The organism is Chelativorans sp. YIM 93263 (assembly GCF_028767125.1).
GTDB lineage: Bacteria > Pseudomonadota > Alphaproteobacteria > Rhizobiales > Rhizobiaceae > Chelativorans.
Genome location: NZ_JAKCWP010000013.1, coordinates 27,281 through 51,778, shown reverse-complemented (window position 1 = coordinate 51,778; position 24,498 = coordinate 27,281). Strand labels below are relative to the sequence as shown.

Annotated in this window: 21 protein-coding genes, 1 tRNA gene and 2 pseudogenes; 14 read left to right on the top strand and 10 right to left on the bottom strand. The window is 60.0% G+C overall.

Annotated elements, in window-relative coordinates:
- Positions 1-220: 220 nt before the first annotated feature.
- The 6 genes from LY631_RS19640 to LY631_RS19615 form a co-directional block, all read right to left on the bottom strand.
- A complete protein-coding gene (locus LY631_RS19640; RefSeq protein ID WP_274427293.1) occupies positions 221-1,417 on the bottom strand; it encodes a tyrosine-type recombinase/integrase in 1,197 nt (398 codons plus the stop codon).
- Positions 1,418-1,677: 260 nt separating this feature from the next.
- Complete coding sequence (locus LY631_RS19635) at positions 1,678-2,952, bottom strand: GNAT family N-acetyltransferase (protein ID WP_274427292.1); 1,275 nt, start codon at positions 2,950-2,952, stop codon at positions 1,678-1,680.
- A gap of 555 nt (positions 2,953-3,507) precedes the next feature.
- On the bottom strand, positions 3,508-4,662 hold the full coding sequence (locus tag LY631_RS19630; RefSeq protein WP_274427291.1) for a L,D-transpeptidase family protein: 1,155 nt from the start codon (positions 4,660-4,662) through the stop codon (positions 3,508-3,510).
- Between the two features lie 193 nt (positions 4,663-4,855).
- Positions 4,856-5,806: an acetyl-CoA carboxylase carboxyltransferase subunit alpha gene (locus LY631_RS19625; RefSeq protein ID WP_274427290.1), complete on the bottom strand. Its 951-nt coding sequence runs from the start codon at positions 5,804-5,806 to the stop codon at positions 4,856-4,858.
- 82 nt (positions 5,807-5,888) lie between these two features.
- Entirely contained in the window at positions 5,889-6,815 is a 927-nt protein-coding gene (locus tag LY631_RS19620) for a site-specific tyrosine recombinase XerD (RefSeq protein WP_274427318.1), read from the bottom strand.
- Between the two features lie 10 nt (positions 6,816-6,825).
- Complete coding sequence (locus LY631_RS19615; RefSeq protein WP_274427289.1) at positions 6,826-6,972, bottom strand: histidine kinase; 147 nt, start codon at positions 6,970-6,972, stop codon at positions 6,826-6,828.
- A 107-nt stretch (positions 6,973-7,079) separates the two neighbouring features.
- Between LY631_RS19615 and LY631_RS19610 the strand changes: the two genes are divergently transcribed.
- Genes LY631_RS19610 through LY631_RS19600 form a run of 3 tightly spaced genes read left to right on the top strand, consistent with a single transcriptional unit; the run spans position 7,080 to position 10,098 of the window.
- Positions 7,080-7,679, top strand: coding sequence for a shikimate kinase (locus tag LY631_RS19610; RefSeq protein ID WP_274427288.1), 600 nt, complete (start codon positions 7,080-7,082; stop codon positions 7,677-7,679).
- Positions 7,658-8,806 carry a 3-dehydroquinate synthase gene (aroB, locus tag LY631_RS19605; protein ID WP_274427287.1) on the top strand — a complete coding sequence of 383 codons (1,149 nt, stop codon included), beginning with the start codon at positions 7,658-7,660 and terminating at the stop codon, positions 8,804-8,806. Before LY631_RS19610 ends, aroB begins: the two co-directional genes overlap by 22 nt.
- Positions 8,803-10,098: an HlyC/CorC family transporter gene (locus LY631_RS19600; protein WP_274427286.1), complete on the top strand. Its 1,296-nt coding sequence runs from the start codon at positions 8,803-8,805 to the stop codon at positions 10,096-10,098. The genes aroB and LY631_RS19600 overlap by 4 nt, the downstream gene beginning before the upstream one ends.
- Before the next feature lie 36 nt (positions 10,099-10,134).
- Here LY631_RS19600 and LY631_RS19595 read toward each other — a convergent pair whose 3' ends face one another.
- On the bottom strand, positions 10,135-10,437 hold the full coding sequence (locus LY631_RS19595; RefSeq protein WP_274427285.1) for a BolA family protein: 303 nt from the start codon (positions 10,435-10,437) through the stop codon (positions 10,135-10,137).
- 147 nt (positions 10,438-10,584) lie between these two features.
- Between LY631_RS19595 and LY631_RS19590 the strand changes: the two genes are divergently transcribed.
- From LY631_RS19590 to LY631_RS19570, 5 genes are all read left to right on the top strand, one after another.
- On the top strand, positions 10,585-11,205 hold the full coding sequence (locus LY631_RS19590; RefSeq protein ID WP_274427284.1) for a J domain-containing protein: 621 nt from the start codon (positions 10,585-10,587) through the stop codon (positions 11,203-11,205).
- Between the two features lie 73 nt (positions 11,206-11,278).
- Complete coding sequence (gene cobS / locus LY631_RS19585) at positions 11,279-12,265, top strand: cobaltochelatase subunit CobS (RefSeq protein WP_274427283.1); 987 nt, start codon at positions 11,279-11,281, stop codon at positions 12,263-12,265.
- A 9-nt stretch (positions 12,266-12,274) separates the two neighbouring features.
- Complete coding sequence (locus LY631_RS19580; protein WP_274427282.1) at positions 12,275-12,622, top strand: GFA family protein; 348 nt, start codon at positions 12,275-12,277, stop codon at positions 12,620-12,622.
- 20 nt (positions 12,623-12,642) lie between these two features.
- The gene (cobT, locus tag LY631_RS19575) at positions 12,643-14,535 is read left to right on the top strand and encodes a cobaltochelatase subunit CobT (protein ID WP_274427281.1); all 1,893 of its coding nucleotides are present in this window, start codon (positions 12,643-12,645) and stop codon (positions 14,533-14,535) included.
- Positions 14,498-15,559, top strand: coding sequence for an esterase-like activity of phytase family protein (locus LY631_RS19570; RefSeq protein WP_274427280.1), 1,062 nt, complete (start codon positions 14,498-14,500; stop codon positions 15,557-15,559). The genes cobT and LY631_RS19570 overlap by 38 nt, the downstream gene beginning before the upstream one ends.
- Here the strand turns inward: LY631_RS19570 and rpoH are convergent.
- On the bottom strand, positions 15,541-16,458 hold the full coding sequence (rpoH, locus tag LY631_RS19565) for an RNA polymerase sigma factor RpoH (RefSeq protein ID WP_274427279.1): 918 nt from the start codon (positions 16,456-16,458) through the stop codon (positions 15,541-15,543). The genes LY631_RS19570 and rpoH overlap by 19 nt on opposite strands.
- Before the next feature lie 173 nt (positions 16,459-16,631).
- A complete protein-coding gene (locus tag LY631_RS19560) occupies positions 16,632-17,663 on the bottom strand; it encodes an RluA family pseudouridine synthase (RefSeq protein WP_274427278.1) in 1,032 nt (343 codons plus the stop codon).
- A 27-nt stretch (positions 17,664-17,690) separates the two neighbouring features.
- On the opposite strand from LY631_RS19560, the gene LY631_RS19555 reads away from it, so the two are divergent.
- The 3 genes and pseudogenes from LY631_RS19555 (at position 17,691) to LY631_RS19545 (ending at position 18,626) form a co-directional block, all read left to right on the top strand.
- Positions 17,691-18,080, top strand: coding sequence for a fimbrial protein (locus tag LY631_RS19555; RefSeq protein ID WP_274427277.1), 390 nt, complete (start codon positions 17,691-17,693; stop codon positions 18,078-18,080).
- Positions 18,077-18,489, top strand: a pseudogene (locus tag LY631_RS19550) (VOC family protein). The gene LY631_RS19555 and the pseudogene LY631_RS19550 overlap by 4 nt, the downstream one beginning before the upstream one ends.
- A gap of 61 nt (positions 18,490-18,550) precedes the next feature.
- Positions 18,551-18,626: transfer RNA gene (locus LY631_RS19545), tRNA-Glu, on the top strand.
- Between the two features lie 175 nt (positions 18,627-18,801).
- Here the strand turns inward: LY631_RS19545 and LY631_RS19540 are convergent.
- Positions 18,802-20,211, bottom strand: a complete 1,410-nt coding sequence (locus LY631_RS19540; protein ID WP_274427276.1) for an aminotransferase-like domain-containing protein — start codon at positions 20,209-20,211, stop codon at positions 18,802-18,804.
- 123 nt (positions 20,212-20,334) lie between these two features.
- Between LY631_RS19540 and LY631_RS19535 the strand changes: the two genes are divergently transcribed.
- The 3 genes and pseudogenes from LY631_RS19535 to LY631_RS19525 all read left to right on the top strand — a co-directional run bounded on the left by LY631_RS19535 (position 20,335) and on the right by LY631_RS19525 (position 24,455).
- The gene (locus LY631_RS19535; RefSeq protein WP_274427275.1) at positions 20,335-21,195 is read left to right on the top strand and encodes a DMT family transporter; all 861 of its coding nucleotides are present in this window, start codon (positions 20,335-20,337) and stop codon (positions 21,193-21,195) included.
- Between the two features lie 106 nt (positions 21,196-21,301).
- Positions 21,302-21,835, top strand: a pseudogene (locus LY631_RS19530) (cell wall hydrolase); the annotation flags it as partial.
- 277 nt (positions 21,836-22,112) lie between these two features.
- Positions 22,113-24,455 (top strand): mechanosensitive ion channel domain-containing protein, encoded by a 2,343-nt coding sequence (locus tag LY631_RS19525; RefSeq protein ID WP_274427274.1) that lies wholly within the window; start codon positions 22,113-22,115, stop codon positions 24,453-24,455.
- Positions 24,456-24,498 lie beyond the last annotated feature (43 nt).

Sequence of the window (24,498 nt, the reverse complement as noted above, 5' to 3'; positions counted from 1 at the left end):
TTGGCGCGCGAGGCTTTTCTGCTGAGAATAAATATTATTTCAGTGGGTTATACGCATACAGGAAATGCCGGAAACAGGCTTTCCTTAACCGACTAATTTTCTAGCCTAGTCAAGAACTGGCCCGTATTGTCACCACAGCGAAAAAGTCTTGCGCGCGGGCTGGTGCGCATATCGCACAAAGGCCGCCATGGACTTCCCCATGCCAACCGCCACCCTATAGCTAGAGCCTGACCCTTCGTCGGTATTTCTTCCCAACGCGACTCGTGACATGCCTTGCCCAGCGCTCAAGAAGTTCACGCCTGGGTTCTAGGAAGTCAGTGCGCCGGTACGCCCGTTCAACGCTTGAGCCGGTGGTATGGCCCAGCATCATTTCGGCTACCTCATGCCGTGCATCTGTCGTCTCCGCTAGCCAGTCCCGCAGTGACGATCGGAAGCCATGAGGCCTATACTTCAATCCCGCACGCTTCATGTGCTGACTCATCGCCATGTCGCTGATGACACCCTTCTTAGGATTGGCGAACAGATAGCCGTCACGCGAATATTCCTCCGCCTTCTCAATTACGGCCTCAGCTTCTTCTGATAGGGGCACCCTGAATTCCTTGGTGGTGTCTTTGCGGCCCTTCATCGCCTCACCCGGTATGATCCACACGTCGTCGTCAATCTGACTTTCGTGGATGTGCCTGACCGGCGCCGATCTCATCCCGGTGAGGATCAATAGCCGCAAGGCCAAATTTGTGATGCTGTCTTTCTCAACCAGCGCCTCATAGAAGTCGGGCACGTGTCGCCACGGCATGGCAGGGATGCTCTCTGGCGTGTGACGCTGCTTGCCTAACAGTGCCCTTGCTTTTTCCGTGGCCTGCAAATCCACCTCCAAGCCCAACGCGGCGGCATGCTTGAGGCAAAGATTCAACCGGTTCATCGCCTTGCGTGCGGTATCAGCTTTTGCGTGCCAAATGGGTGCAAGCGCATCGCGTATGTCCCGCTGATCGATTTCGCTAACGGGCAACCTTCCCAGCGTTGGCAGCACATGCAGTTCCAGCGGCGTGAACCATCTGCCCGCTTTTTTTCCGTCCCCTTTTAGTTCCGCCTTCCGGGCATCAAAAGCATCTTCAGCAATGTCGGCCAGGATATGCAGGTTGCGCGCTGCCTCCCGCTTCTGACGATCCCGTTCCTTGATCGGGTCTTTTCCGGCGCGCACCACCGCACGCCACTTCGCCGCGCTCTCACGCGCATCCTTTAAGCTGACTTCAGTGGAGCCAAGGCCCATTTCCCGCCGTCTGCCGTGAATGGTGTACCGTAGGAACCATTGACCACCGCCGTCTTCACGCCGGAGCAGCCACAAGCCACCTCCGTCAGCATATTTTCCCGGCGCCAGTTTCTTGACGGAAACGGCACTAAGTCTGTTGAGGGCACGCATGGCATCCACCTCTGTAAGAACCTCAACACCCCTATATCAGGATCCACCTTTCGATCCACCTTTAGAGTTCTGTAGAATGTTGATGTTTGGGGACGTCCAAAATCTCTCAGTTCGCGCGAACGCAAGCATACGCACGCATTGTTGAGAACAGTAGCACGACCGGGATAATAAAATATGTGCCGGCCAGGGGCACCACGCTTCGCCTTGCGGGGCGTGACGCAGCCACGTGTATTGCCGTTGGCGCGAAGCAGTGTCTCCCATCACCGAGCAAACAGCCGTTTCACGCGATTGCGCAGGAGGCGCATTCTGTTACGCGCTTCGCGGTGGAAATGAATCTGGTCTGCGGCCTTGTGTGCGAGACGTTCGGTTCCCGGTGTCAAGCCGATCACAAAGGTTCCCATATCGCGGCGCTCCGACCACATGCGGCTCACGACTGGATGGTCGGGCACGGCACAGGAATCGGTGGCGTCGATGTTGGGATCTTCGAGATGATTTTTCGTGACCTCGATCATCAGCAGGGTGCCGGGTGAGAAGGCGGCGTACCCTTCATCGTAGGCCGTCTTCCAGGTGTAGGCCATGCCTGATTCGACGAAGACGATGAGGCAGGCTATGGGCCTGTCGTCCACCTTGAGCGTGTGGATGCGGCACATATCCCGCTCGGAAAGGCGATATACGGCCTCGCGCGCAAAGGCGGCGCGATAGCGGTCCACGACCATTGCCGATCGCCCGCGTCCCTTCCAGCCGGAAGCCTCCAGCGTCAGGAAGTTTTCAACGGCATGGCGGATTTCTTCCGGTTGCCGGGCAATCTCATGTTCGAGATGGCCGAGTTCGCCGAGACGCCGCTTCAGCCGGCGGAACTCCTTATAGTGGCGGGAGTGCAAGTTCCGCCGGAGATAGGCGTCACCGTCGAGATCGCTCCGCAAAATTGGGCGTTCAATCTGGCCCGACACGACCAGCGGCAGGTTGCGGCTTTCGGCAACGGCCCGCAGTACGGCGGCAAAAGGTCCGTCGAGACGGTTCTCCGGCAGGACGAAGACCTTCGGCATGTCGAGGTGCGGTCGCGCCAGCATGGCGAAAAAATCCTCGAGAACACCGGCAGGATCGTCGAAATCGAGCAGCGGTGTGCCGAGCGGGCCAAAGGGGTGTGACCACGCCCGCAAGACCGTCACGCCCAAGGGAATCGGGGGTTTCTCAATCGAGTACGGCAAGAGGAGGCGCAGTCTGCTTTTTTCTTCATGACCGTCGCGGATGACGGCGAGCCGTACCTCCCGATCCTCCAGCCGCGGCATGGCCGGGGCGAGAAAACGGGGGTTGAAAAAGACATTGGGCTCAATGGTGCGGGCACTCAGATAATCGAGTTCATCCACCAGGTCGAAGCCAGCCGATGCCGGATAGACTGCGAGCCGTCTTGCGGGATGTGCGGCCAATGACAGTTCAGCATTTGAGGCCGGAGCCTCGGCAACTCCGGCGAAATCGCTGATCATCGCGCCGGAAGCGCTGGTCTCGGTTTCCTCCAACAACGGTACAGCAACCATCAGACCGCCTCCATTTCTGAAACCACTGGCCAGAAAACCACCATGAAGATGCCGAGCCTGCGCCTGACAGTGAGCGTTGAAGCCGCAGCGGCGCTCCGGAACCCGAGTAGGGAGACAGGAATCCAATTCAATGCGATGTTAACGATGAGGAGGATCGCGCCAATCTGTTTTGTGAGGAGTCGCGCGCGCGGAGCAGGCCGTTCCGGCAGGATACGCTCGGCCATAGCTGCTGCAGAAAAGCGCACGCAATACACTCCGCTTTACCAGTTCCCGCCTTTGTCTAGCGCAAGAGTGTTTATGAGCCGTTGCAAAGGAAGGGAGCGCCAGCGCATGCTGCGCGCGCATTCGACTAGGCCGGAGATGATCGGCTAGTTGGAGGGGTTCGGCTCCTGGATGCAAATGCAGGCATGTCGATAAGGGTTAGGGATCTATTGTCTCCACCCACGATCGCTTGGCCTGGAACCACCTCGCAAGGCGCTTACGCGTCTTCAGCACGGGAAGGGACAGTTGAACTCCTACAGGTCGCAGATTCCCCGGTTCGGATACGACGCTTACTCAGCGCCTAAACCGACTGAGTGGATTCCAGACGCGATTGCCCGAGCCGTCCTCGGATTCGGCACCGGAGGCAGACGGGGAATTCTGGGAGGGAGGTGGGGCCGCGGTACCCTCCGTCTGCCCGTCCTGCGCTGCGTAGGCCGAAACAGGGACCGACATGGGGGCGGATTCATTATTGTTGGCCACAGCCGTTGGCGCAAGGGAAGGCGGTTGGGGCGTCACATTCTCCCCCCGAGCGCGGCGCTGGCTCCAATCGGCGACGAGGTGCGCCTCCTTCAGCCCCTGGATGCTTGGCTTAGCTTCCTTCGTAGGGCCGCTTTTCAGAGCTTTGTCGAAGACACTCTTCTCTTTCTCGACATGTGCGCGGTACGCCGTCATCAATGCCTCAGGTTGTGAAGATGGCGGGCAAGCCTCGGTGGGTGCGAAACTGTGTCCCTCGGCGGGAATGCGATTGAAGACATAGCGCCTCTCGCACACATCCACTTTCGGCGGCTTTCTGGTCACCTCAAAATGATCGTAGCCCTCCTTCAACGTCTGCCAGAACTCGAAGTTGAGGTCATTGCGATAGCGCGCCATGTTTTTGGCAGTCATGCGAAAGGGGAATGCCTGAAGCTGAAACGCCTGCTGACCGCCGCGGAATGCATCACGCGCGAACGCATAGATCTCTTCCACCTGTTCGTCGGTCATGGAGTAACAGCCGGAGGAAGAACAGGCGCCGTGCACCATGAGGTGCTTGCCCGTGCGGCCGTTGGCCCGATCAAAGGTGTTCGGAAACCCGATGTTGAAGGCCAGGTGGTAACTCGACTGAGGGTTCATCTGGCTGGGACGAATGGTATAGAAACCTTCCGGCGCTTGCCGGTCCCCCTCGGCGAATTTCGGTCCGAGCTTTCCGGACCACGTGCAGATGTCATAGCTGGTAACAAGATCGTAGCGGCCGTTGTGCTTCTGCTTCCAGACCTCGAGCTCACCTTCTTCCTTGAAGATGCGCATCATGATGGGCGCATCCTTGGCCATGCCCTTTGCCTTCATCGTCTGCACAATACGGGTTGGCAACTCGCGTTCGGCCTTGGGCGCGATATCATTCAGCGTCCCATTGCAGCCGGCCAGGGCCAACATGGCAGTCAACAAGGCAGCATGTGCAAGGCGGATGTTCATGCAATGGTCTCTGTCAGCTTACCAAACTTCCTCTCCGGCGACGGAAGCCGGGTCTCCCCCGAGTAAAGACCCATTAGGCTTGATAAATCATTACCACAAACACACAATTTCGCACTATTGAGTAGCACTGAAGCCGGCGCGGAGCAAGAAAACAGCAGCCGCCGCCGCTCGATGTGCGCGAGAGCCGCAGGGTTCAGAGATCGCGGCCGATGGCGAGGAACTTCTCGCGCCGCTGCTCCCGGTAATCCTGGTTACTTTCGCCCAGTTCCCTGAAGCTGCTCTCAATTGTTTCGCCCGTCGCCCGGATTACAGCATCCGGATTGCGATGCGCACCGCCGAGCGGTTCGGAGACGATACCGTCTATGATCTTGAGTTGAAGAAGGTCCTGTGCGGTAATCTTCATGTTCGTGGCGGCGTCCTTGGCGCGGGTCGAGTCACGCCACAGGATCGAAGCGGCCCCCTCGGGGGAAATCACCGAATAGATCGAGTGCTCCAGCATGTGGACCCGGTTTGCGGTCGCGATGGCTATGGCACCGCCCGATCCCCCTTCACCGATAATAACGGAGACATTGGGCACCGTCAGGCTGAGGCATTTGGAGGTCGAGCGGGCGATCGCTTCCGCCTGTCCCCGTTCTTCCGCTCCGATGCCAGGATAAGCGCCGGCCGTATCGACGAGACTCACGACCGGTATGCCGTAGCGCTCGGCAAGGTCCATCACGCGCACTGCCTTGCGGTATCCCTCCGGCCGGGCCATGCCGAAGTTGCGCTTCAGGCGGCTCTGCGTATCGTTGCCTTTTTCCTGACCAACGATCGCGATGGCTTCACCCCGGAAACGGGCAAAACCCGCGATGACCGCCTGATCCTCACCATATGCGCGATCGCCGGAAAGCGGTGTGTAATCCGTGAACAAGGCGTGGACGTAGTCCATGCAATGCGGGCGGTCGGGATGGCGCGCGATCTGCGCCTTCTGCCAAGGGGTCAACGCCGTGTAGATATCGCGAAGCGCATCTTTCGAACGTTTTTCCAGCCGGGCGATCTCATCGGCAACGTCGACGGCCTCGCCGCTATCCGCCAGCTTCTTCAGTTCGAGAATCTTGCCTTCGAGGTCGGCAACCGGTTTTTCGAAATCGAGATAGTTATACATTAACCCGCCAAATCGGACACGAAACACGCGGTCGGCATTAAGAAACCGCCAAGATTAAGAGCCTGACATAACGATCCCAAGCCTAGTCGGCAAGCGGATGATGAAACTGCACCAGTTCTTGCAGATGCTTTTCCAGAACATGGGTGTATATCTGAGTGGTGCTGATGTCTGAATGCCCCAGGAGCTGCTGCACCGCCCGCAAGTCGGCACCATTTTGCAGTAGATGGCTGGCGAACGCATGACGCAGCACATGCGGCGAGATCTTGGACGTTCTGATCCCCGCGCGTGCGGCGAGCCCCTTGAGTTCGCGGGCAAAGACCTGACGGGGTAGGTAGCCGGTATCCGATTTCGCTGGGAAGAGCCACGGGCTTTCAGCCAGCGCCGGGTGTTTGTTTCTCTCGGCGAGCCAGGAGGCGACCGCTGCCCGCGCCTTGTCCGAAAGCGGCGCGATCCGCTCCTTCCCGCCTTTTCCACGTACAGAAAAAAAGCGCTCGTCGCGCAGCGCCACGGTGACGGGCAGACCGACAAGCTCTGACACCCGCAGGCCGGAGGCATAGAGAATCTCCAGAAGGGCGTGCAGGCGCCGCGCGGAGAGGCCTTCCGCGGTGCCTTGCTCAGCCGCTAGAGCCTCCTTTGCGGCCTGCTCCAGGAGACGTGTCGTCTCTTCTTCGCTGAGCGTTTTTGGCAGCGGCCGCTCTTTCTTCGGGCTGTCGAGAACGCCAGTCGGATCGTCGGAGCGCAGGCCTTCCGCATAGAGAAACTTATAAAACTGGCGCAGGGAGGAGAGCTTGCGTGCCTGCGTTGTCGCTGTGAAGCTGCGCGCCGCCATATCTCCGAGATAGGCGCGTATACTCCCCCGATCGGCAGGAACGAGGCCTTCATGAGCCACGCTCAGAAATGCATCGGCGTCTTCAAGATCATGGCGGTAGGCAGCCAGAGTGTTGTCGCTGGCGCCGCGTTCGGCCGCCATCATCTCGAGAAACGCTTCTATTCCCGCCGCACTCGTTATCACTGGCGCCTCAAGGTTCGGCAAATCTCTCGTCCGGGATAGTGATCGTCATCTCGGTCGTGTTCGGCTCGACAAAGGTGACGAGCGCGAACATCGCGCCATAGGCGACACCGACTAATATGGCGATCACGGTTAACAACCGTATAAGGGTCGGCATGAGATATGTCCGCACAGGTTTCCTGCCGATGTTATGGAGCGCAGCCCCAAACAAGGCAAGCGCGCGGCGCTTGACGCCTTTGCGCTTTTGATGTCGAAACCTGTTGCATGACACCGGCTGACGAAAGACATACAACCGACATCGCCACGCTGCTTTCGCGGCTCGGGCGGCGCAGCGTTGTCCTCGTCGGTCTCATGGGGGCGGGCAAGACGGTGATCGGACGCCGTGTGGCGACTGTGCTGGGACTGCCGTTTACCGACAGCGACCATGAGATTGAAGCTGTCTCCCGCATGTCAGTGCCCGAACTCTTCGAAAAATACGGCGAGGACGAATTTCGGGCACTGGAACGGCGTGTCATCAAGCGGCTGCTGAGGAATGGACCTCAGGTGCTCTCCACGGGCGGTGGTGCCTTCATGAACGCGGCAACCCGGGGTGCTATCGTGCGACACGCCGTTTCGGTGTGGTTGAAAGCCGATCTGGACACACTGATGCACCGCGTCGCCAAGCGGCAGAACCGTCCACTGCTCAACACGCAAGACCCGCGCGGCACCATGCAACGTCTGATGGATACGCGCTATCCTGTTTACGGCAAAGCGGATATGACGGTTCACTCCCGCGACGAGCCGAAAGAAGTGATCGCTGGGGAGGTCGTCTCCGCCCTTACCGCCTATATCGAGGAAGAAAAATGCAAGAAGCCGGCTCAATAACCCATGAAGCCGGGGACCGGGTGACCGTGTCGGTCGGGCTCGGGGAGCGGGCTTATGATATTTTGATCGGCCCTAACCTGATCGCCAGTTCCGGGGCCGAAATTGCCGAGCGCCTTCCCGGTACGCGCGCTGCAGTGGTTACGGACGAGAATGTCGCGGCCGCTCATCTCGAAACTCTCAGGGCAGGTCTTGACGAGGCCGGCATTGATTGCGCCGACGTCATTGCACTGCCGCCGGGCGAGCGCAGCAAAAGCTTCGACGCTTTGCAAGAGACAGTGGATTCTATCCTCGCCGCCCGGCTGGAGCGCTCCGACACGCTCATCGCGCTTGGCGGCGGTGTGGTGGGCGATCTCGCCGGCTTTGCGGCAGGGATCGTTCGGCGGGGAATGCATTTCGTCCAGATGCCCACCAGCCTGCTGGCGCAGGTCGATTCTTCGGTTGGCGGCAAGACCGGTATCAACACGCCTCGCGGGAAAAACCTCGTCGGAGTCTTTCATCAGCCAAAGCTGGTGCTCGCCGACACGGCGACCCTCGATACGCTGCCGCCGCGCGAGTTTCGCGCAGGGTATGCGGAGATGGCCAAGTACGGGCTCATCAATCGGCCGGACTTCTTTCGATGGCTGGAAGCGAATTGGCGGGACGTCTTTTCCGGCGGTGCTGCGCGCGCCGAGGCGATTGCCGAGTCCTGCCGGGCGAAGGCGGAGATCGTTGAACGCGACGAGCGGGAAACAGGCGATCGCGCGCTTCTGAATCTCGGACATACATTCGGTCATGCGCTTGAGGCCGCTACCGGATACGACAGCCAACGTCTGGTGCATGGGGAAGGTGTTGCCATAGGCATGGCGCTGGCACACCGTTTTTCCGCGCGCATGAATCTCGCCAGTCCTGACGATGCCGACCGCGTGGAGGCGCATCTGGGCACCGTCGGCCTGCCCACCCGACTGGAGCACATTCCCGGCGGGCTCCCTGATGCGGAGCGGCTTCTTTCCTATATTGCGCAAGACAAGAAGGTATCCCGTGGCGCGCTGACCTTTATCCTCACACACGGTGTCGGGCAGTCGTTCATCGCCAGCGATGTTCCGGCTTCGGAGGTCCAGGCTTTTCTGAAGGAGTGTCTTGAACAATGACGGCCAGTCTCCTGACCACTGGTGGCATTATTCTCGTGCTTATTGCGCTGTCGTTCCTGTTTTCGGGCACGGAGACGGGAATGACCGCCGTTTCACGCGCGCGGCTGCATACGCTCGAACGGGGCGGTGACAAGCGTGCCGGCGTGGTTGCGACATTGGTCACGCGTCGCAACCGCCTGGTCGGTGCGCTCCTGATCGGAAACAATCTCGTCAATATTCTCGCTTCGGCCCTGGCCACCAGTCTTTTCCTGACGCTCTTCGGCGAGGCCGGCGTAGCCTACGCCACCATCATGATGACGGTAATGCTGGTCATTTTCGCCGAGATCCTGCCGAAATCGCTGGCGCTCGCGCGGCCGGAGCAATTCGCGTTGACCGTCTCGCCCTTCGCGCGGCTGGTCACTTTTCTGTTCGGCGCGCTGTCGTCGATGGCGAACGCGATTGTGCGATTCCTGCTCTCGATTCTGGGTGTGAACCTGTCGCGCGATACTTTCATGCTGTCGGCGCACGAGGAGTTGCGCGGCACGGTCGAGGTGCTTCATCGCGAGGGCGCGGTGGTAAAGCAGGACCGGGACCGTGTCGGTGGCCTTCTGGACCTTCACGAGTTGGAGGTTTCGGACGTCATGATCCACCGCACGAGTATGCGCTCGGTCAATGCCGACGATTCGCGCGAGACGGTGATCGGTGAGATTCTGAGCAGCCCTTATACGCGCATGCCGCTATGGCGCGGCTCCACGGAAAACATCGTCGGGGTCGTCCATGCGAAGGATCTTTTGCGGGCGCTCCACGAAGGCGGTTACGACGCCTCGCGCGTGGACATCATGGACGTCGCCTCAAGGCCATGGTTCGTTCCGGATACCACGACGCTCCAGGATCAGCTCAACGCCTTCCTGCGCCGCAAGGCGCACATGGCGATCGTCGTTGACGAATACGGCGAGGTGGAAGGGCTCGTCACGCTCGAAGATATCATCGAGGAAATTGTCGGAGAGATCGCCGACGAACACGACGTCGAAATGCAGGGGGTCAAGCAGGAGGCTGACGGCTCGGTCGTGGTGGATGGTTCCGTACCCGTCCGTGACCTGAATCGTGTCCTCGACTGGGAACTGCCTGAAGAGGAGGCGACGACGATTGCCGGTCTCGTCATCCACGAGACTCAGACCATTCCCGAGGAAAAACAGGCCTTCACCTTCTTCGGCAAGCGCTTCATCGTCATGCGGCGCGAAAAAAACCGCATCACCAAGCTGCGCATCCGACCGGCGGTGGAGGAGACCCCGACGGTATCGAAGGAGGAGTGAAAGCCAATTCGCCCTATGGCGCTAACCTTAGCTGTCTTACCACCGCGTTTTCTCGCCAGGCGCTGCGGGTTCTATGGCAAGCGCATGCAGGCCGTTCTTAAGCTCGTGCGCCAGCGCTTCGTTCACCTTGCGGTGCCGCTCCACGCGATTCATGCCGGTGAACATGGCGGAGACGATTCGCACGCGGAAATGAGTCTCGCCCGTTCCATCGAAGGTCTCTACATGGCCAGCCTCCGTGTGATGATGGCCGGCATGAAGATGGCTTTCGTTGATAACATCGAGCCGTTCCGGCGCAAATATCTCTTTAAGCCGGGCTTCTATCGTAGACTGTATGGACAAGGCCTTCTCCCAACACCATATTGGAGCAGCATCCCTAGAGAGCGCTCGGACCAGTTCGCTAGGCGCAATTCCGACAAAATGTCAATTCTTGTTTCGTGGCGGACAAGCGCCATAATTCCATACTGATTTGCTGTATTCAGGTCAGGTATGAAACTGAACTCGAAATATTTCGAGAAGATTCGCATTCGCCCGGATCCGAAGGTCGAGACCGATGTGCACGCGCCGCGCTGCCAATGGGACGGCTGTGAGGAGCCGGGCCATCATCGCGCGCCGGTGGGGCGGGAGCGTGAAGGCGAGTACTTCTGCTTCTGTTTCGAACACGTGCGGCACTATAACAAGAACTACAATTATTTTTCGGGTCTAAAGGATACCGAGATCGCGCGGTTTCAGAAGGAGGCGATGACAGGTCATCGCCCGACCTGGAAGGTCGGCTCGGCTAATAGCGGCCAGGCGGCCGCCGACTTTGCCCCTTTCCGATCCGGTCACGCGGCCTATTTCCGCCGTATTGGCGACCCCTTTAATCTGTTTGGCGGAGAACAGGCCGAGCCCCAGGCGCCGAAGGCGAAACGGCTGAGGCCGCTTGAGGCCAAGGCGCTGGAAACGCTGGGCCTGGACGAGAATGCTACTGGCGACCATATAAGGGCGCGCTATAAAGCGCTGGTCAAGCGTCACCATCCTGACGCAAATGGCGGCGACAGGGGCTCGGAAGAGCGTCTGCGTGACGTGATCAAAGCTTACAGGCTCCTCAAGCAGGCGGGTTTCTGTTAGTCCCGGTCTCTGCTAAGAGGCAGCGTTTCTAGACGAGCGGCGCGGAGAGAGTACCGCGCGCGCTGGAGGTATGATGAATAAGATTGACCGCGAGATTGCCAATCTCCCCGATACGACCGTCTCGGCGAAAGAGGTTTTCGGCATTGATTCGGATATGGTGCTGCCGGCGTTCTCAGCAGCCGATTCACACGTTCCGGATGTGGATCCGGACTATCTGTTCGACAAGCAGACAACACTCGCGATCCTTGCCGGCTTTACGTATAATCGCCGCGTGATGATATCGGGGTATCACGGTACGGGCAAATCCACTCATATCGAGCAGGTGGCGGCGCGGCTCAACTGGCCTTGCGTACGGATCAATCTCGACAGTCATGTCAGCCGTATCGACCTCGTTGGCAAGGATGCCATCGTGGTAAAGGAGGGCAAGCAGGTCACCGAGTTCCGGGACGGCATTCTGCCCTGGGCGTATCAGCACAATGTCGCGCTTGTCTTCGACGAATACGATGCGGGCCGCCCGGATGTGATGTTCGTCATTCAGCGCGTGCTGGAATCCTCGGGCCGGCTGACGCTGCTCGACCAGAGCAGGGTAGTCCGTCCGCATCCCGCCTTCCGCCTGTTTGCTACGGCAAACACGGTTGGACTGGGCGACACGAGCGGGCTTTATCACGGCACGCAGCAGATTAACCAGGCGCAGATGGATCGCTGGTCCATCGTCACGACGTTGAACTACCTGCCCCATGACGAGGAAGCGGCGATCGTCCAGGCCAAGGTCAAGCATTATCAGGGAGACCAAGGCCGGGAAACCGTCGACCGCATGGTGCGTGTAGCGGATATGACGCGCTCTGCGTTCATGAACGGCGATCTCTCGACCGTCATGAGTCCGCGTACGGTCATCATGTGGGCGGAGAACGCGGAGATCTTTGGCGATGTCGGTTTTGCGTTCCGTCTTACCTTCCTCAACAAGTGCGACGAACTGGAGCGCGCCCTGGTGGCGGAATTCTATCAGCGTGCGTTTGGTGAAGACCTGCCGGAATCGGCGGCGAACGTGGTTTTGAGCTAGGGGGCCGGAATGCAGTACGCGGGTGGATGTCACTGCGGGAATGTTCGCTTCGAGGTCGATGTCGACCTGTCGAGCCCGATCACCTGCAACTGCTCATATTGCCGGCAGCGCGGCAGCATTCTCGCTTTCACGCCGGCAGAAAGCTTCACGCTGGAAAAGGGTGAGGAAAGCCTCACGGAATACCGCTTCAACACGAAGCAAATCGAGCATCTGTTCTGTTCGTCCTGCGGGATGGAATCGTTCGCCCGTGGCGCCATGCCCGATGGCACCGCGATGGTAGCCGTGAATGTGCGTTGTCTGGACGATGTCGATTTGGATGCTCTGGAAACGCAGCAATTTGATGGTCGCTCGCGCTGAGCGGCTGGAGACACCAGGAAGTGAGCCAGACCAACCGTAAGCCCGGCCAGCCCCAGGAAGCGCCGCTTGATCCTTTCAAGCGGGCAGTGACGGGCTGCGTGCGCGCCATCGCGGGCGATCATGACCTGGAGGTATCCTTTTCCAAGGACAAGCCGGCGCTGACGGGAAACAGGATCCGCCTCCCGGATCCACCGAAAAAACCGACCGCCGAGACTTTGCGCGTCACCCGTGGACTGGGCGATTCCATGGCCCTGCGCCGGGCCTGCCACGATGCGCGCGTGCACAACCGGCTCGCACCCCAGGGCAAGCAGGCGCGCGCCATCTTCGATGCGGTTGAACAGGCCCGCATCGAAGCCATCGGCGCGCGCTCCATGCAGGGCGTTTCGGACAACCTGGCGGCGATGCTGGACGATAAGTTCGCTCGCGCCAACCTGGCGGATGTCAGCGATCAGGCCGACGCGCCCCTGGAAGAGGCGGTCGCGATGATGGTGCGCGAGAAGCTGACAGGCCGCGCTGCCCCGAAAAATGCAGAGCGGGTCACCGAGCTGTGGCGTGAGTGGGTCGAGGAAAAAGCCGGTGCAGATTTCGACACTCTCCTGCCGAATATAGAAAATCAGGACGCCTTCGCACGCAGCGTGCGCAACCTCCTGGGCTCCATGGATATGGGCGAGGAGTTCGAAGAGGAAGATCAGTTCGACGACAGCGACGAGGATGATGATCAGCCCAAGGGCGAGGAATCCTCGGAGGAAGGCGGCGAAGAGGATTCCGAAGGCGAACGCAGCCAGGCAGAGGAAGCCGATACCGCCGGCGACGAGCAGGAAGCCGGCGAAAGCAACGCCGCTGAAAGCACGACCGAAGACGATACTGATCAGGACGAGTTCGAAAACGAGACGCCGGGCGAGGCGCGCCAGCCCGAGAGTGCATTCGACCAGGCGGCAAGCGAGATCGACTACCGGGTTTTCACCACCAAATTCGATGAGGTGGTGAGCGCGCAAGACCTGTGCGACGAAGAAGAGCTGGACCGGCTGCGCGCCTATCTCGACAAGCAACTCACCAGTCTTCAAGGCGTGGTGGGGCGGCTTGCCAACCGCCTGCAGCGCCGGCTGATGGCTCAGCAGAACCGCTCCTGGGAGTTCGACCTGGAGGAAGGTGTTCTCGATCCTGCACGCCTGCCGCGCCTCATTATCGATCCCATGCAGCCGCTATCCTTCAAGCAGGAGCGCGATACAAATTTCCGCGACACGGTGGTCACACTTCTTCTCGACAATTCAGGCTCGATGCGGGGCCGCCCCATTTCGGTGGCGGCGATCTGCGCCGATATTCTTGCGCGTACCCTGGAGCGGTGCGGTGTGCGCGTGGAGATTCTTGGCTTCACCACCCGCGCCTGGAAGGGCGGACAGGCGCGCGAATCGTGGCTCAAGGAAGGTAAGAATGCCAATCCCGGCCGGCTGAATGACTTGCGCCACATCGTCTACAAGTCCGCCGATGCGCCGTGGCGTCGTTCACGCCGCAACCTCGGTCTGATGATGCGCGAGGGGCTTCTGAAGGAGAATATCGACGGGGAGGCGCTGCTGTGGGCTCACCAACGGCTTATGATGCGCCCCGAACAGCGCAAGATCATGATGATGATTTCCGACGGCGCACCGGTGGATGACTCCACCCTGTCGGTCAATCCCGGCAACTATCTGGAAAGACATTTGCGCGGCATCATCGAACTCGTCGAGACGCGCTCGCCCGTGGAGCTTCTGGCTATCGGGATCGGTCATGACGTCACACGCTATTATCGCCGGGCCGTGACCATCGTCGATGCCGAAGAACTCGCCGGAGCCATGACGGAACAGCTTGCTTCCCTTTTCGAGGAGGAGAGCCTCCGGCGTGGCGGCGATCGTGGGCGCCTGCGCCGTGCGAGCTGACATATCCGCTCCGGCCGCGTGGGTGGCCGGTCTCTTCCTAGTTTTCATCTTCGGCTTTTCTGCTAGCGCTGTTCCGGAAGAAGACGGAACGACCACGGTTTCCAGCAGCCGGATAACCGATTTTGAAATCGGCTCGCGCGATACGCGCTTCGGGCCGCTGACGTTCGTCGGCGGACTGGAAATGCGGTCGCGGGACAGGCGTTTCGGTGGGCTGTCGTCATTCCGGTTTCTGTCGCCAGGTGACCGCTTCATCGGCGTTACCGATACGGGTTTCTGGTTTTTTGGCCGGCTCGAACGCGATGGGGAAGGCCGTCCTTCGGGTTTCACCGATTTTACGATGGCTCCCATTCATGATCCGGACGGGAACATTGTTGACGATAAATGGACGACCGATGCCGAAGCGATTGCAGTCCGCGGCGGCGAGGTGGCGGTGGGCTTCGAGCGCGTGCATCGCATTGCGGTATTCGAATTCGATCCACCGGATATGGGACCGGCCAAGCTGGAACTCGATTTTCTCGTCCCTGAATATGAGTTGCGTGTGAACCAGGGTTTTGAAACGATCGCCTACGCGCCGGAGGACAGCCCGCTTGCCGGAGCGCTCGTTGCGATTACGGAACGCAGCATCGACTTGCAGGAGAATATCTTTGCCGCGATCTTGTCAGGGCCGCGCAAGGGGATCTTCACCGTCGTCCGAAGCGACGAGTTCGATATCACCGACGGCGCGTTTCTGCCCGATGGCGACCTGCTCTTGCTGGAACGTCGCTTTTCGCTCTTTAACGGCGGGGTTGCCATGCGGCTGAGGCGGATCGACGGGGACGATATCAAGCCCGGCGCCGCCATCGACGGTACCGTCCTCATGCAGGCCGATATGGATTACGAGGTCGACAATATGGAAGCGCTGGATATCTGGGAGAATGCCGACGGGCAGACGATGATCTCACTCCTGTCCGACGACAATCATTCCTTTCTCCAGCGCAACCTTTATCTCGAGTTCCGTTTGGACGATCAGGCCGACACGCCCTGACCCTCGGCGCCGGGGCGTTGGCCGGCCGCCTGCTGGCGGGCGGACGAGGTGACAGCGGCCTGCACCTTTTCGAAGGCACGGACCTCGATCTGCCGGACGCGCTCGCGGCTGATATCGAACTCACCGGACAGTTCTTCCAGCGTCAGCGGCTCGTCTGAAAGCCGACGTGCCTCGAAGATACGCCGTTCACGGTCGTTCAGGATATCCATCGCGTCGCTCAGCATGCGGCGGCGCGATTCGAGCTCGTCCTGCTGGACAAGCATCTGCTCCTGGCTTTCGCTGTCATCGACGAGCCAGTCCTGCCATTCGCCGGACTCGCCTTCCGTGGCGCGTATCGGCGCATTGAGCGAGGCATCGCCGGAAAGGCGGCGGTTCATCGAGACCACCTCTTCCTCGCTCACATTCAGGCGCTCGGCAATCTGCGAAATCTGCTCGGGGTTCAGATCGCCCTCTTCAAGCGCCTGGATCTTGCCCTTGACCTTGCGCAGATTAAAGAACAGCCGTTTCTGGTTCGCCGTGGTGCCCATCTTTACGAGGCTCCACGAACGAAGGATGTACTCTTGAATTGAAGCCTTGATCCACCACATTGCGTAGGTGGCAAGACGGAAGCCGCGCTCGGGCTCGAATTTCTTGACGGCTTGCATAAGGCCGACATTGCCCTCGGAAATGACTTCGCCGATGGGCAGTCCATAGCCACGATAGCCCATGGCTATCTTCGCCACGAGCCGCAGGTGGCTGGTGACCAGTTTGTGCGCCGCGTCGGGATCTCCATGCTCGCGATAGCGCTTCGCAAGCATGTATTCCTGCTCGGGCTGCAACATGGGAAATCTGCGGATTTCCTCAAGATAGCGGGTAAGCCCGCCCTCGCCCGAAGCGATGCTCGGAAGTGTCTGGGCCATTCTAGCACCCTCCTTTTGTTTCCGCGTCCCCTGTTTCAGGCAGACGCCCCACGTGGCCGCCGTGTACGCACCACGCCCTCATCAATATATAGGAAGAGATACCAAAAGACAAAACCTTCCATCCCTGGTCAACTAAACGTTACCAGCCGGGTTCGCTTTGTCTTTTTGTTATCCTATAGACGATTAAACCCCTCGATAAGTTCCGCCAAATCGTGCGGAATTGGCGCTTCGAAGCGCAACGTCTCTCCTGTTTCGGGATGGCGGAAAGCCAGCAGCTTCGCGTGCAGGGCCTGGCGCGGGAAAGCGCGGGCCTGTTCGGCGAGATCCGAGGGGAGCCGGTTTGCCTTGGTGCGGAAGGCGCGGCCATAGGCCGGATCGCCGACGAGCGGGTGACCAATATGCGCCATATGGACGCGGATCTGGTGTGTGCGGCCGGTCGCAAGCCGGCATTCGATCAACGATGCTATGCGTTCTTCCGGTGTGCCCGGGCCATAGCGCGCGAGCACGGTATAGTGCGTTACCGCCGCGCGGGCATCGGGCCGGGATGACGAAACGACCGCCCGCAAGGTGCGGTCGTGGGTTGAGCGCCCGAGCGGAGCGTCGACTATACCGGAAGCGCGTTGCGGAGCGCCCCAGACCAGCGCCACATAGGCCCGCTCGAGCATGCCGTCGCGACCATGGTCGGCAAATGCCTGGGCCAAAGCGCGGTGCGCACGATCGGTTTTGGCGACGACCATGACGCCGCTGGTCTCCCGGTCGAGCCGGTGAACGATACCGGGACGGCGAACTCCGCCGATGCCCGAAAGGCTCGTCCCGCAGTGGTGGATCAGCGCATTGACGAGCGTGCCGCTCCAGTTGCCGGGGCCGGGATGCACGACAAGGCCGGCCGGCTTGTTGATGACGATAAGCGCATCGTCCTCGTAAAGAATGTCGAGAGGTATGGCCTCGCCTTCCGGCTCGGGCGCTTCCGGTTCCGGCAGTTCTATCGTGAAGCGCTCACCGGCCGAGACCTTCCGCTTCGGCTCGGTTATCGGCTTACCCCCGTGGAGGACCGCTCCGGCGCGGATAAGGGCCTGGACGCGGCTGCGGGAGAGATCCGGCGCCGTTTCCGCGGCCAGCCATTGGTCGAGCCGCTTGCCTTCTGCATCCGCCTCGGCCTGCAACTCTTTCCATTCACCGCCGGCTTCGCTATCAGGATCGCTCATTTGCCGCACTTGTGGATTGGATTGATTATGACCGGGCCGAACGCACCGCACGACCTAGAAGAGGAAAAACCGCTCGACCCGGCCGCGGAGCGCGTCCGGCGCAAGCTCGTGCGCTTCATGGGGATCAACCTCGCCATCTTATTCACCGCGGTTATGGTCGTGGTTCTGGCGTTTGTCTACAAGTCCCTGACGCCGAATGAGGGAACGGAAGCATCCTCCTCACCCGTGGCTTCGGGGGGAAGCGTTGATATCCAGATCGCTCTACCGGGCGGCGCAGAGGTGGTCTCGCACGGTCTTTTCGGAAACCGGCTGACGATCTATCTCAGGAATTCGGATGGGAGCGAGGCGATCGAAATCTTCGGACTCGACCAGGGGCGGTCGCTCGGACAGATCGAAATTCTTCGGGAAGAGCAATGACGCCCGGCCGTAGACAGCGCATCGCGCTGGTCACCATCGTGGTGCGCGCCTATGATGAGGCAATCGCCTGGTATCGTGAGAAGCTCGGCTTCGAATTGATCGAGGATACGTCGCTCGAGGGCAATAAGCGCTGGGTCGTGATGGGACCAGAAGGTTCAAACGGACCATGTCTCCTGCTCGCTCAGGCTCGTGGAACAGCGCAGGAAGCAGCATCGGAAACCAGACCGGCGGACGCGTCTTTCTATTCCTTTACACGGACGATTTCTGGCGGAATTACCATATGATGCAGGCTCGCGGCGTCGAGTTCCAAGAAGAACCCCGCCAGGAGCGTTACGGCAGGGTCGTCGTTTTTGCCGATCTCTACGGGAATCTCTGGGACCTTCTGCAGCCCGCCGATGCGAACGGCTGAATCGGGCACCTACCCTGTTGCAATTGTCGCAATTCGAGACTATATCGCGGCCTCGACAGACGCTCCCATCGTCTAGCGGTCTAGGACGCCGCCCTCTCACGGCGGAAACAGGGGTTCGAGTCCCCTTGGGAGTGCCAGTTTTCCTGTACGACCCGGAAACAAATTACAATCCGAGTTCTGACCGGCGAGCACGGTCGAACATGACCTTTTTGCGGTGCATGCAGACGCGCCGCAGGCGATGACCCAAGGGTTGTCGGTCATAGGCCTCTGCAGAACACATGGGTTACGTCCCAATGCTGGAGAATCGTGTCGCTAAATCCGGTCCTGCGTGTCCCGTGCCGACAACGCCCGCGCTAGCACGTCGAATACTCGTGGCTCGGCCATTTGGCTTACATTGAACCGCAAGAAGCTGGGCATGGATTGCGAGACGCTGAATACGTTGCCCGGGGCGAGAATGACATTTTCATGCAGCGCGGCACGGGCCACCGCCGCTGCGTCCTGCTCGCCGGGGAGACGGCACCAGAGATAGAAACCGCCGCGCGGCATCAGCCAGGGGTGGATGTCCAATTTCTCAAGCTTGGCCGCTGTTTCGCGGCGCACACGCGCGAGGCGCTGGCGCGTCGCCTCCATGTGCTTGCGGTAGCTGCCGTCGCTCAAGGTCGAGAACAGGATCTCGACGGCGACAGGACTGGGGCCACCGAAGTTGGTCGCCACCTGAAGATCGACCAGCGCATCGATCCAGTCCGACCGGGCGGCGATATAGCCGCAGCGGACCGAAGCGGAGAGTGTCTTGGAGAAGCTGCCGATCCGAATGACACGCTCGAGGCCGTCCAGCGTTGCGAGGCGCGGTGAGGGTTCCGGCTCGAATCCGGCGAAGATATCGTCCTCGATGATGATCAGGTCATGCTCCGCGGCCGTGTTGAGAAGCTGGTGTGCTACCTGAGGCGAGATGGTCGCTCCTGTCGGGTTGTGAAGGGCGGAGTTGGTGATGTAGAGGCGAGGCTTTTGCGTCGCCAGAATGTCCGCGAAGAGCGCGGTATCCGGCCCTTTCGATGTATAGGGCACGCCGACGATCTTTACCTGGTGGGCTCGCAGCAGCGCCTGAAAGTTGAAATAACACGGGTCGTCGAGGAGCACGACATCGTCAGGGCGAAGCAGGAAACGGCAGATTAGGTCGATCGCCTGGGTGCCCGATCCGGTGAGCAGGATCTGCTCGGGACCGGCGGTAAGTCCTTCCTCGGCGAATTGGCGCGCGAGAATACGGCGCAGACTGGATGCGCCGCGGGTGTTTCCATAGTCAACCAAAAGCGCATCTTCCGCCCGAGCGAGCTTGCGGATTGCCCGGCGGATCGCGGCGTTCGGCATCCAGTCGGAAGGAAGCCAGCCGCATCCGGGCATCGGTACTCCGGAACGTGCGTCCAGAGATTGCCGCGAAACCCAAAGGGGATCGATGGCCCGGTCGCGGCGGGGCTCGACATCGGACAGGGTGAACGGCGCCGCCGAGCCGGAAACATAAAATCCGGATCCGGGACGGGAGCGGATCAGGCCTTCAGCAGTCAATCGATCATACGCGTCAACGATCGTCGAGGGCGACACGCCCATGGCCGTTGCGAAGCTGCGGATCGAGGGCAGCTTCTCTCCAGGCGCCAGGGCACGGCCCGCGATCTTCCGGCGAATTGCCTCCATGACCATGCCGGTGCGCGTGTTCTTACGGTCTCTCATAAATCAAAGCTTACAAGTGTGTGGGTCTGAAAACCAGTACAGTTCTGTAAAATTGTGCTGTTCTGTAACTGTCTCCGCTGATCCTGTTCCCGTATATCGATGTCGTCTGAAAAGGAAAATGCGGTGCAACCGACGACGGCAGGATGGGGCAGTGGTCTGCTCGGCGTGATCATCTTCAGCGGATCTCTGCCCGCGACCCGGGTGGCTGTCGAGGGTTTCACCCCATTGTTTTTAACGTCCATCCGGGCCGTCATCGCGGCACTGCTGGGGGCGGCTTTGCTGTTCCTGTTACGGCAGTCGCGTCCTGAACGCACGGACTTAGCCTCTTTGGCGGTCGTGGCGCTTGGTGTGGTCGTGGGCTTTCCGTTGTTGACCGCGTTTGCTCTTCAGCACATTACTTCGGCGCATTCGTTTGTCTTTATCGGCCTTCTGCCGCTTGCCACCGCCATCTTCGGCGTTCTGCGCGGCGGCGAGCGCCCCGGGCCCGTCTTTTGGCTGTTTTCCTGCATGGGAAGTCTGCTGGTGGTGGGGTATGCGCTGGCGCAGGGTGGCAGTGGATCATGGGCCGGCGATCTTCTGATGATTGCGGCAATTCTGGTTTGCGGGCTCGGCTATGCCGAGGGGGCGGCCCTGTCCCGTAAGCTTGGCGGGTGGCAGGTGATTTCCTGGGCCTTGGTGCTCTCGCTCCCGGGCATGGCGGTGGTTGCGCTGGCAACGAGCCCTGAAAGCGTGACCGGGATCGCGCTGCCTGCCTGGTTCAGCCTCGGCTACGTCTCCGTTTTCAGCATGCTCGTCGGCTTTGTGTTCTGGTATCGGGGGCTTGCGCTTGGCGGGATCGCGGGCGTTGGACAGTTGCAACTGCTGCAACCGTTTTTCGGTCTCATGCTTGCCGGCCTGCTGCTGCACGAGCCCGTGTCTTTGACAATGATCGGCGTGACGGTTCTTGTTGTCTGTTGTGTCGCAGGCGCAAAGCGTTTTGCCTGAAAATGCTTGTCATCAGCCGAATACCGGGATGACATTTTCTCGCCGTTAAGTTTCCCATGCTTACCATAAGCAAAAGCCGCCGATGGTATAGCGATGGGGTATTTTCATGATTGCCGGAAGACCGAAGAGGTTGTCTGTTTCGGGCATTGCCACCGCGATGCTGGCGCTTGCTGGCTGCTCCCAAAGCCTTGATAGCATCACTACATCTTCCAGCAGTTCGAAATCCTATCCCTATACGCAAAAGGACCGGGCCTGCATGGAGCGCGCCATGTTCTTTGAATCCAACAGGTCGAGCCATGACGGGCTATTGGCCGTAGGGACGGTGGTCATGAACCGGGTTCATTCGGATCAGTTTCCCGACACGGTCTGCGGCGTCGTGGGGCAAAAGGGGCAGTTCGCGCCTGGCGTGCTTTCCCGACCGATGAATTCGGAGGCCATGCCGGATGTGCAGAATGCTGCCGCTGCGGTGCTCAGCGGAGAGCGGCATCCCGGAGTGCAGAAGGCCAAATTCTTCCATACCGCGGGCCTCACATTCCCCTACAAGAACATGCATTACGTGCTCGTTGCCGGCGGCAACGCGTTCTACGAGAAACGAAGCAAGCATAAGGTGACGCAAGCAGTACCGCCAGCTCCGAGCGAGGAGACGGTCGCCGCTACCGCAAACAACAGCACGCATTCCTACCGGGCGCGTACCGAAGTGGTCGATGCCATCGGTGCGATGTTACTCGAAGATGGGCAGCCTCTGTCCGAGTAGCTGGGCCGCGGACCGGTGAAATCCACATTCAGAACCAGAGCGCGCGAGCGCCACGGAGGATTGTCAGAACCAGTCCCTTAGGTTGAAATGAGAGGCCGTGTGTCTATTCTCGACCATGGCATTGTCTGCGTCTGACAAGCATTTTCGGAATCGAGGCCATCACGTGCCCAGCGCTCTTCGGCATATCCTGTTTCCGCTTCTCGCCCTTCTTCTCATTACGAGTCCCGCAGCCTCGCAGATATCAGCATCTCCTCCAGCGCAAGAGCCGGCCGGGGCCGATCCGCAACCGGGCTATGGCGCGATGGCGGATATCCTCGAAGACGAAGCGGCCCGGAACGCGCTGATTGCGGAATTGCGACGGCTCGCAGCCGGGGAAACCGCGCCGGCTGCACCGGCGGCACAAGATGCCTCCCTGGCGCGGGAGATCGCGCATATCACAAACGCGTTTGCCGAGGGCATCGTGGCCCGGATCATTGCTGCCTACGATCGCATACTCGGCCTCGATATGGGGTCGCTTTCTTCCCAGGGGATGATCAATCTCGCATGGGCCGCATTCGATCTCGGCGTTGTCATCCTCGTTGTTATCGGGACCCTGTGGTTTTTGCGAAGCCTGGCGAGTGCCGCTTACCGACGGGCGTCCGAGTGGGTGTTGGCACGGGGCGGGCCAAACTCTTGGACAAGGCGCGGCCTTGCGGCCTTGGGTTGCGGTCTGCTCGATCTCGCCATCGTCGCCATAGGTTGGTTTGTTGGCCACACCGTCGCACTTTTCGCTCTCGGTGAGGAGTTCGGGCGCATGGATACGAATCAATCGCTCTTCCTCAATGCGTTTCTCGTCATCGAGATTACCAAAGTGGTGATCCGCTTTCTCTTCGCAACGCGGTATGACGGATTGCGCCTGCTCCTGATCAGGGGCGAGGACGCGGCCTACTGGAACACCTGGCTTTCGCGCCTGATAAGCTTTGTGGGCTACGGAATTCTCGTCGTCGTGCCGATCGTCAGCTCCACTCTCGGTACGATCGTTGGATCGGCCATCGCAACGTTTGTCTATGGTGTGGGCTTCGTCCTCACCGTTATCGTGATCCGCCAGAATCGCGAGCCAGTGAGGATGCGGCTCCAGGCAATGGCCGAGAGAACCCAAATCGGCTTTGCGAGCATGCTTCTGGGTACGCTTGCCCGTATCTGGCATATCATTGTCATCGCCTATTTTTCGGTGTTGGCGCTGCTCTTGCTCATTCATCCGAAGACCGCGTTCTCCTTGATGGTTGCTGCTACGGTCCAGACGATCGTAGCGCTTGCGGCCGGCATTCTCCTGTCGGCGCTGATCGGCAGGGCAATCGCTCTTGGCATTCGATTGCAGCCGGAGACGCGCTCACAGTTCCCTATGCTCGAGGAGCGGCTGAATGCCTTCGTGCCCGCGACACTGAAGGTCGTGCGGATCGTTATCGGGCTCGTTGTGGCCGCTATTGTGCTGGATGCCTGGCAGATCCTCGACTTCTCCGCCTGGATAAGCTCGGATTCCGGTCTGCAGGTCATCGGCAGAATCGTGACCGTCGCTTTTGTTCTGGCTGCGGCTTTCGCCATCTGGCTCGTCGTTTCGTCCTGGATCGAATACCGCCTGAACCAGCAAACCGGCGGCGTCATGTCAGCCTCCAGAGCGCGTCAGCACACACTTCTGACGATCTTCCGCAATGCCTTCACAATCGCGCTCGTGGTTATGGCCGTGATGATTACTCTGTCCGAGCTCGGCCTGGATATCGGGCCGCTGCTGGCCGGTGCCGGCGTGCTCGGCCTCGCAATCGGTTTCGGGGCGCAAAAGCTCGTACAGGATGTCATCACGGGCGTGTTCATCCAGCTTGAAAACGCCATCTACACCGGCGATGTCGTCACGGCTGGCGGCATTACAGGGGTGGTCGAGAAGCTGACCGTGCGCTCGGTCGGGATTCGCGACCTTTCAGGTACCTATCACCTCATTCCGTTCTCCTCTGTCGACACAGTGTCGAACTTCATGCGCGGCTTTTCCTACCATGTGGGCGAATACGGGGTCGCCTACAGAGAGAATGTCGATGAGGTGATCGAGGTGATGAAGCAGGCCTTTGAGGAACTGCGTGCCAACCCCGAATACGGTGACGACATTATCGGCGATCTTGAGGTGCATGGCGTTACGGCGTTTGCAGATTCCAGCGTGAACGTCCGCGTACGCATAAAAACGCAGCCAGGCCAGCAGTGGGCTATCGGGCGCGCCTACAACGCGATCATCAAAAAACACTTCGATGCGGCCGGCATCGAGATACCGTTTCCGCATGTCACGCTGTATTTCGGCGAGGACAAGAAAGGCTCCGCACCCGCCGCGCCGATCAAAGTCATTCAACCCTTGTCTACGGATGTGGATGAGGACGCGGATGAGGAAGGGCCGAAAAGACCCCGGCGCACGAAACCCCCAAAGAAGAAGCCGGCGCAGTCCACGCAGGAAGGTGAACCGGACATCCCTTCCGAAGGCGAAGTATAACCATACGTCAATGCGCGCTTTCTACTCCGACCGGGTCTGTCGG

Coding starts and splice junctions, on each gene's coding strand:
- LY631_RS19580 (WP_274427282.1), top strand. CDS start 12,275: ATGCAGTACGCGGGTGGATGTCACTGCGGGAATGTTCGCTTCGAGGTC.
- LY631_RS19610 (WP_274427288.1), top strand. CDS start 7,080: ATGACACCGGCTGACGAAAGACATACAACCGACATCGCCACGCTGCTT.
- LY631_RS19615 (WP_274427289.1), bottom strand. CDS start 6,972: ATGCCGACCCTTATACGGTTGTTAACCGTGATCGCCATATTAGTCGGT.
- LY631_RS19555 (WP_274427277.1), top strand. CDS start 17,691: ATGACCGGGCCGAACGCACCGCACGACCTAGAAGAGGAAAAACCGCTC.
- aroB (WP_274427287.1), top strand. CDS start 7,658: ATGCAAGAAGCCGGCTCAATAACCCATGAAGCCGGGGACCGGGTGACC.
- cobS (WP_274427283.1), top strand. CDS start 11,279: ATGAATAAGATTGACCGCGAGATTGCCAATCTCCCCGATACGACCGTC.
- LY631_RS19625 (WP_274427290.1), bottom strand. CDS start 5,806: ATGTATAACTATCTCGATTTCGAAAAACCGGTTGCCGACCTCGAAGGC.
- LY631_RS19630 (WP_274427291.1), bottom strand. CDS start 4,662: ATGAACATCCGCCTTGCACATGCTGCCTTGTTGACTGCCATGTTGGCC.
- LY631_RS19640 (WP_274427293.1), bottom strand. CDS start 1,417: ATGCGTGCCCTCAACAGACTTAGTGCCGTTTCCGTCAAGAAACTGGCG.
- rpoH (WP_274427279.1), bottom strand. CDS start 16,458: ATGGCCCAGACACTTCCGAGCATCGCTTCGGGCGAGGGCGGGCTTACC.
- LY631_RS19590 (WP_274427284.1), top strand. CDS start 10,585: ATGAAACTGAACTCGAAATATTTCGAGAAGATTCGCATTCGCCCGGAT.
- LY631_RS19560 (WP_274427278.1), bottom strand. CDS start 17,663: ATGAGCGATCCTGATAGCGAAGCCGGCGGTGAATGGAAAGAGTTGCAG.
- LY631_RS19600 (WP_274427286.1), top strand. CDS start 8,803: ATGACGGCCAGTCTCCTGACCACTGGTGGCATTATTCTCGTGCTTATT.
- LY631_RS19635 (WP_274427292.1), bottom strand. CDS start 2,952: ATGGTTGCTGTACCGTTGTTGGAGGAAACCGAGACCAGCGCTTCCGGC.
- LY631_RS19540 (WP_274427276.1), bottom strand. CDS start 20,211: ATGAGAGACCGTAAGAACACGCGCACCGGCATGGTCATGGAGGCAATT.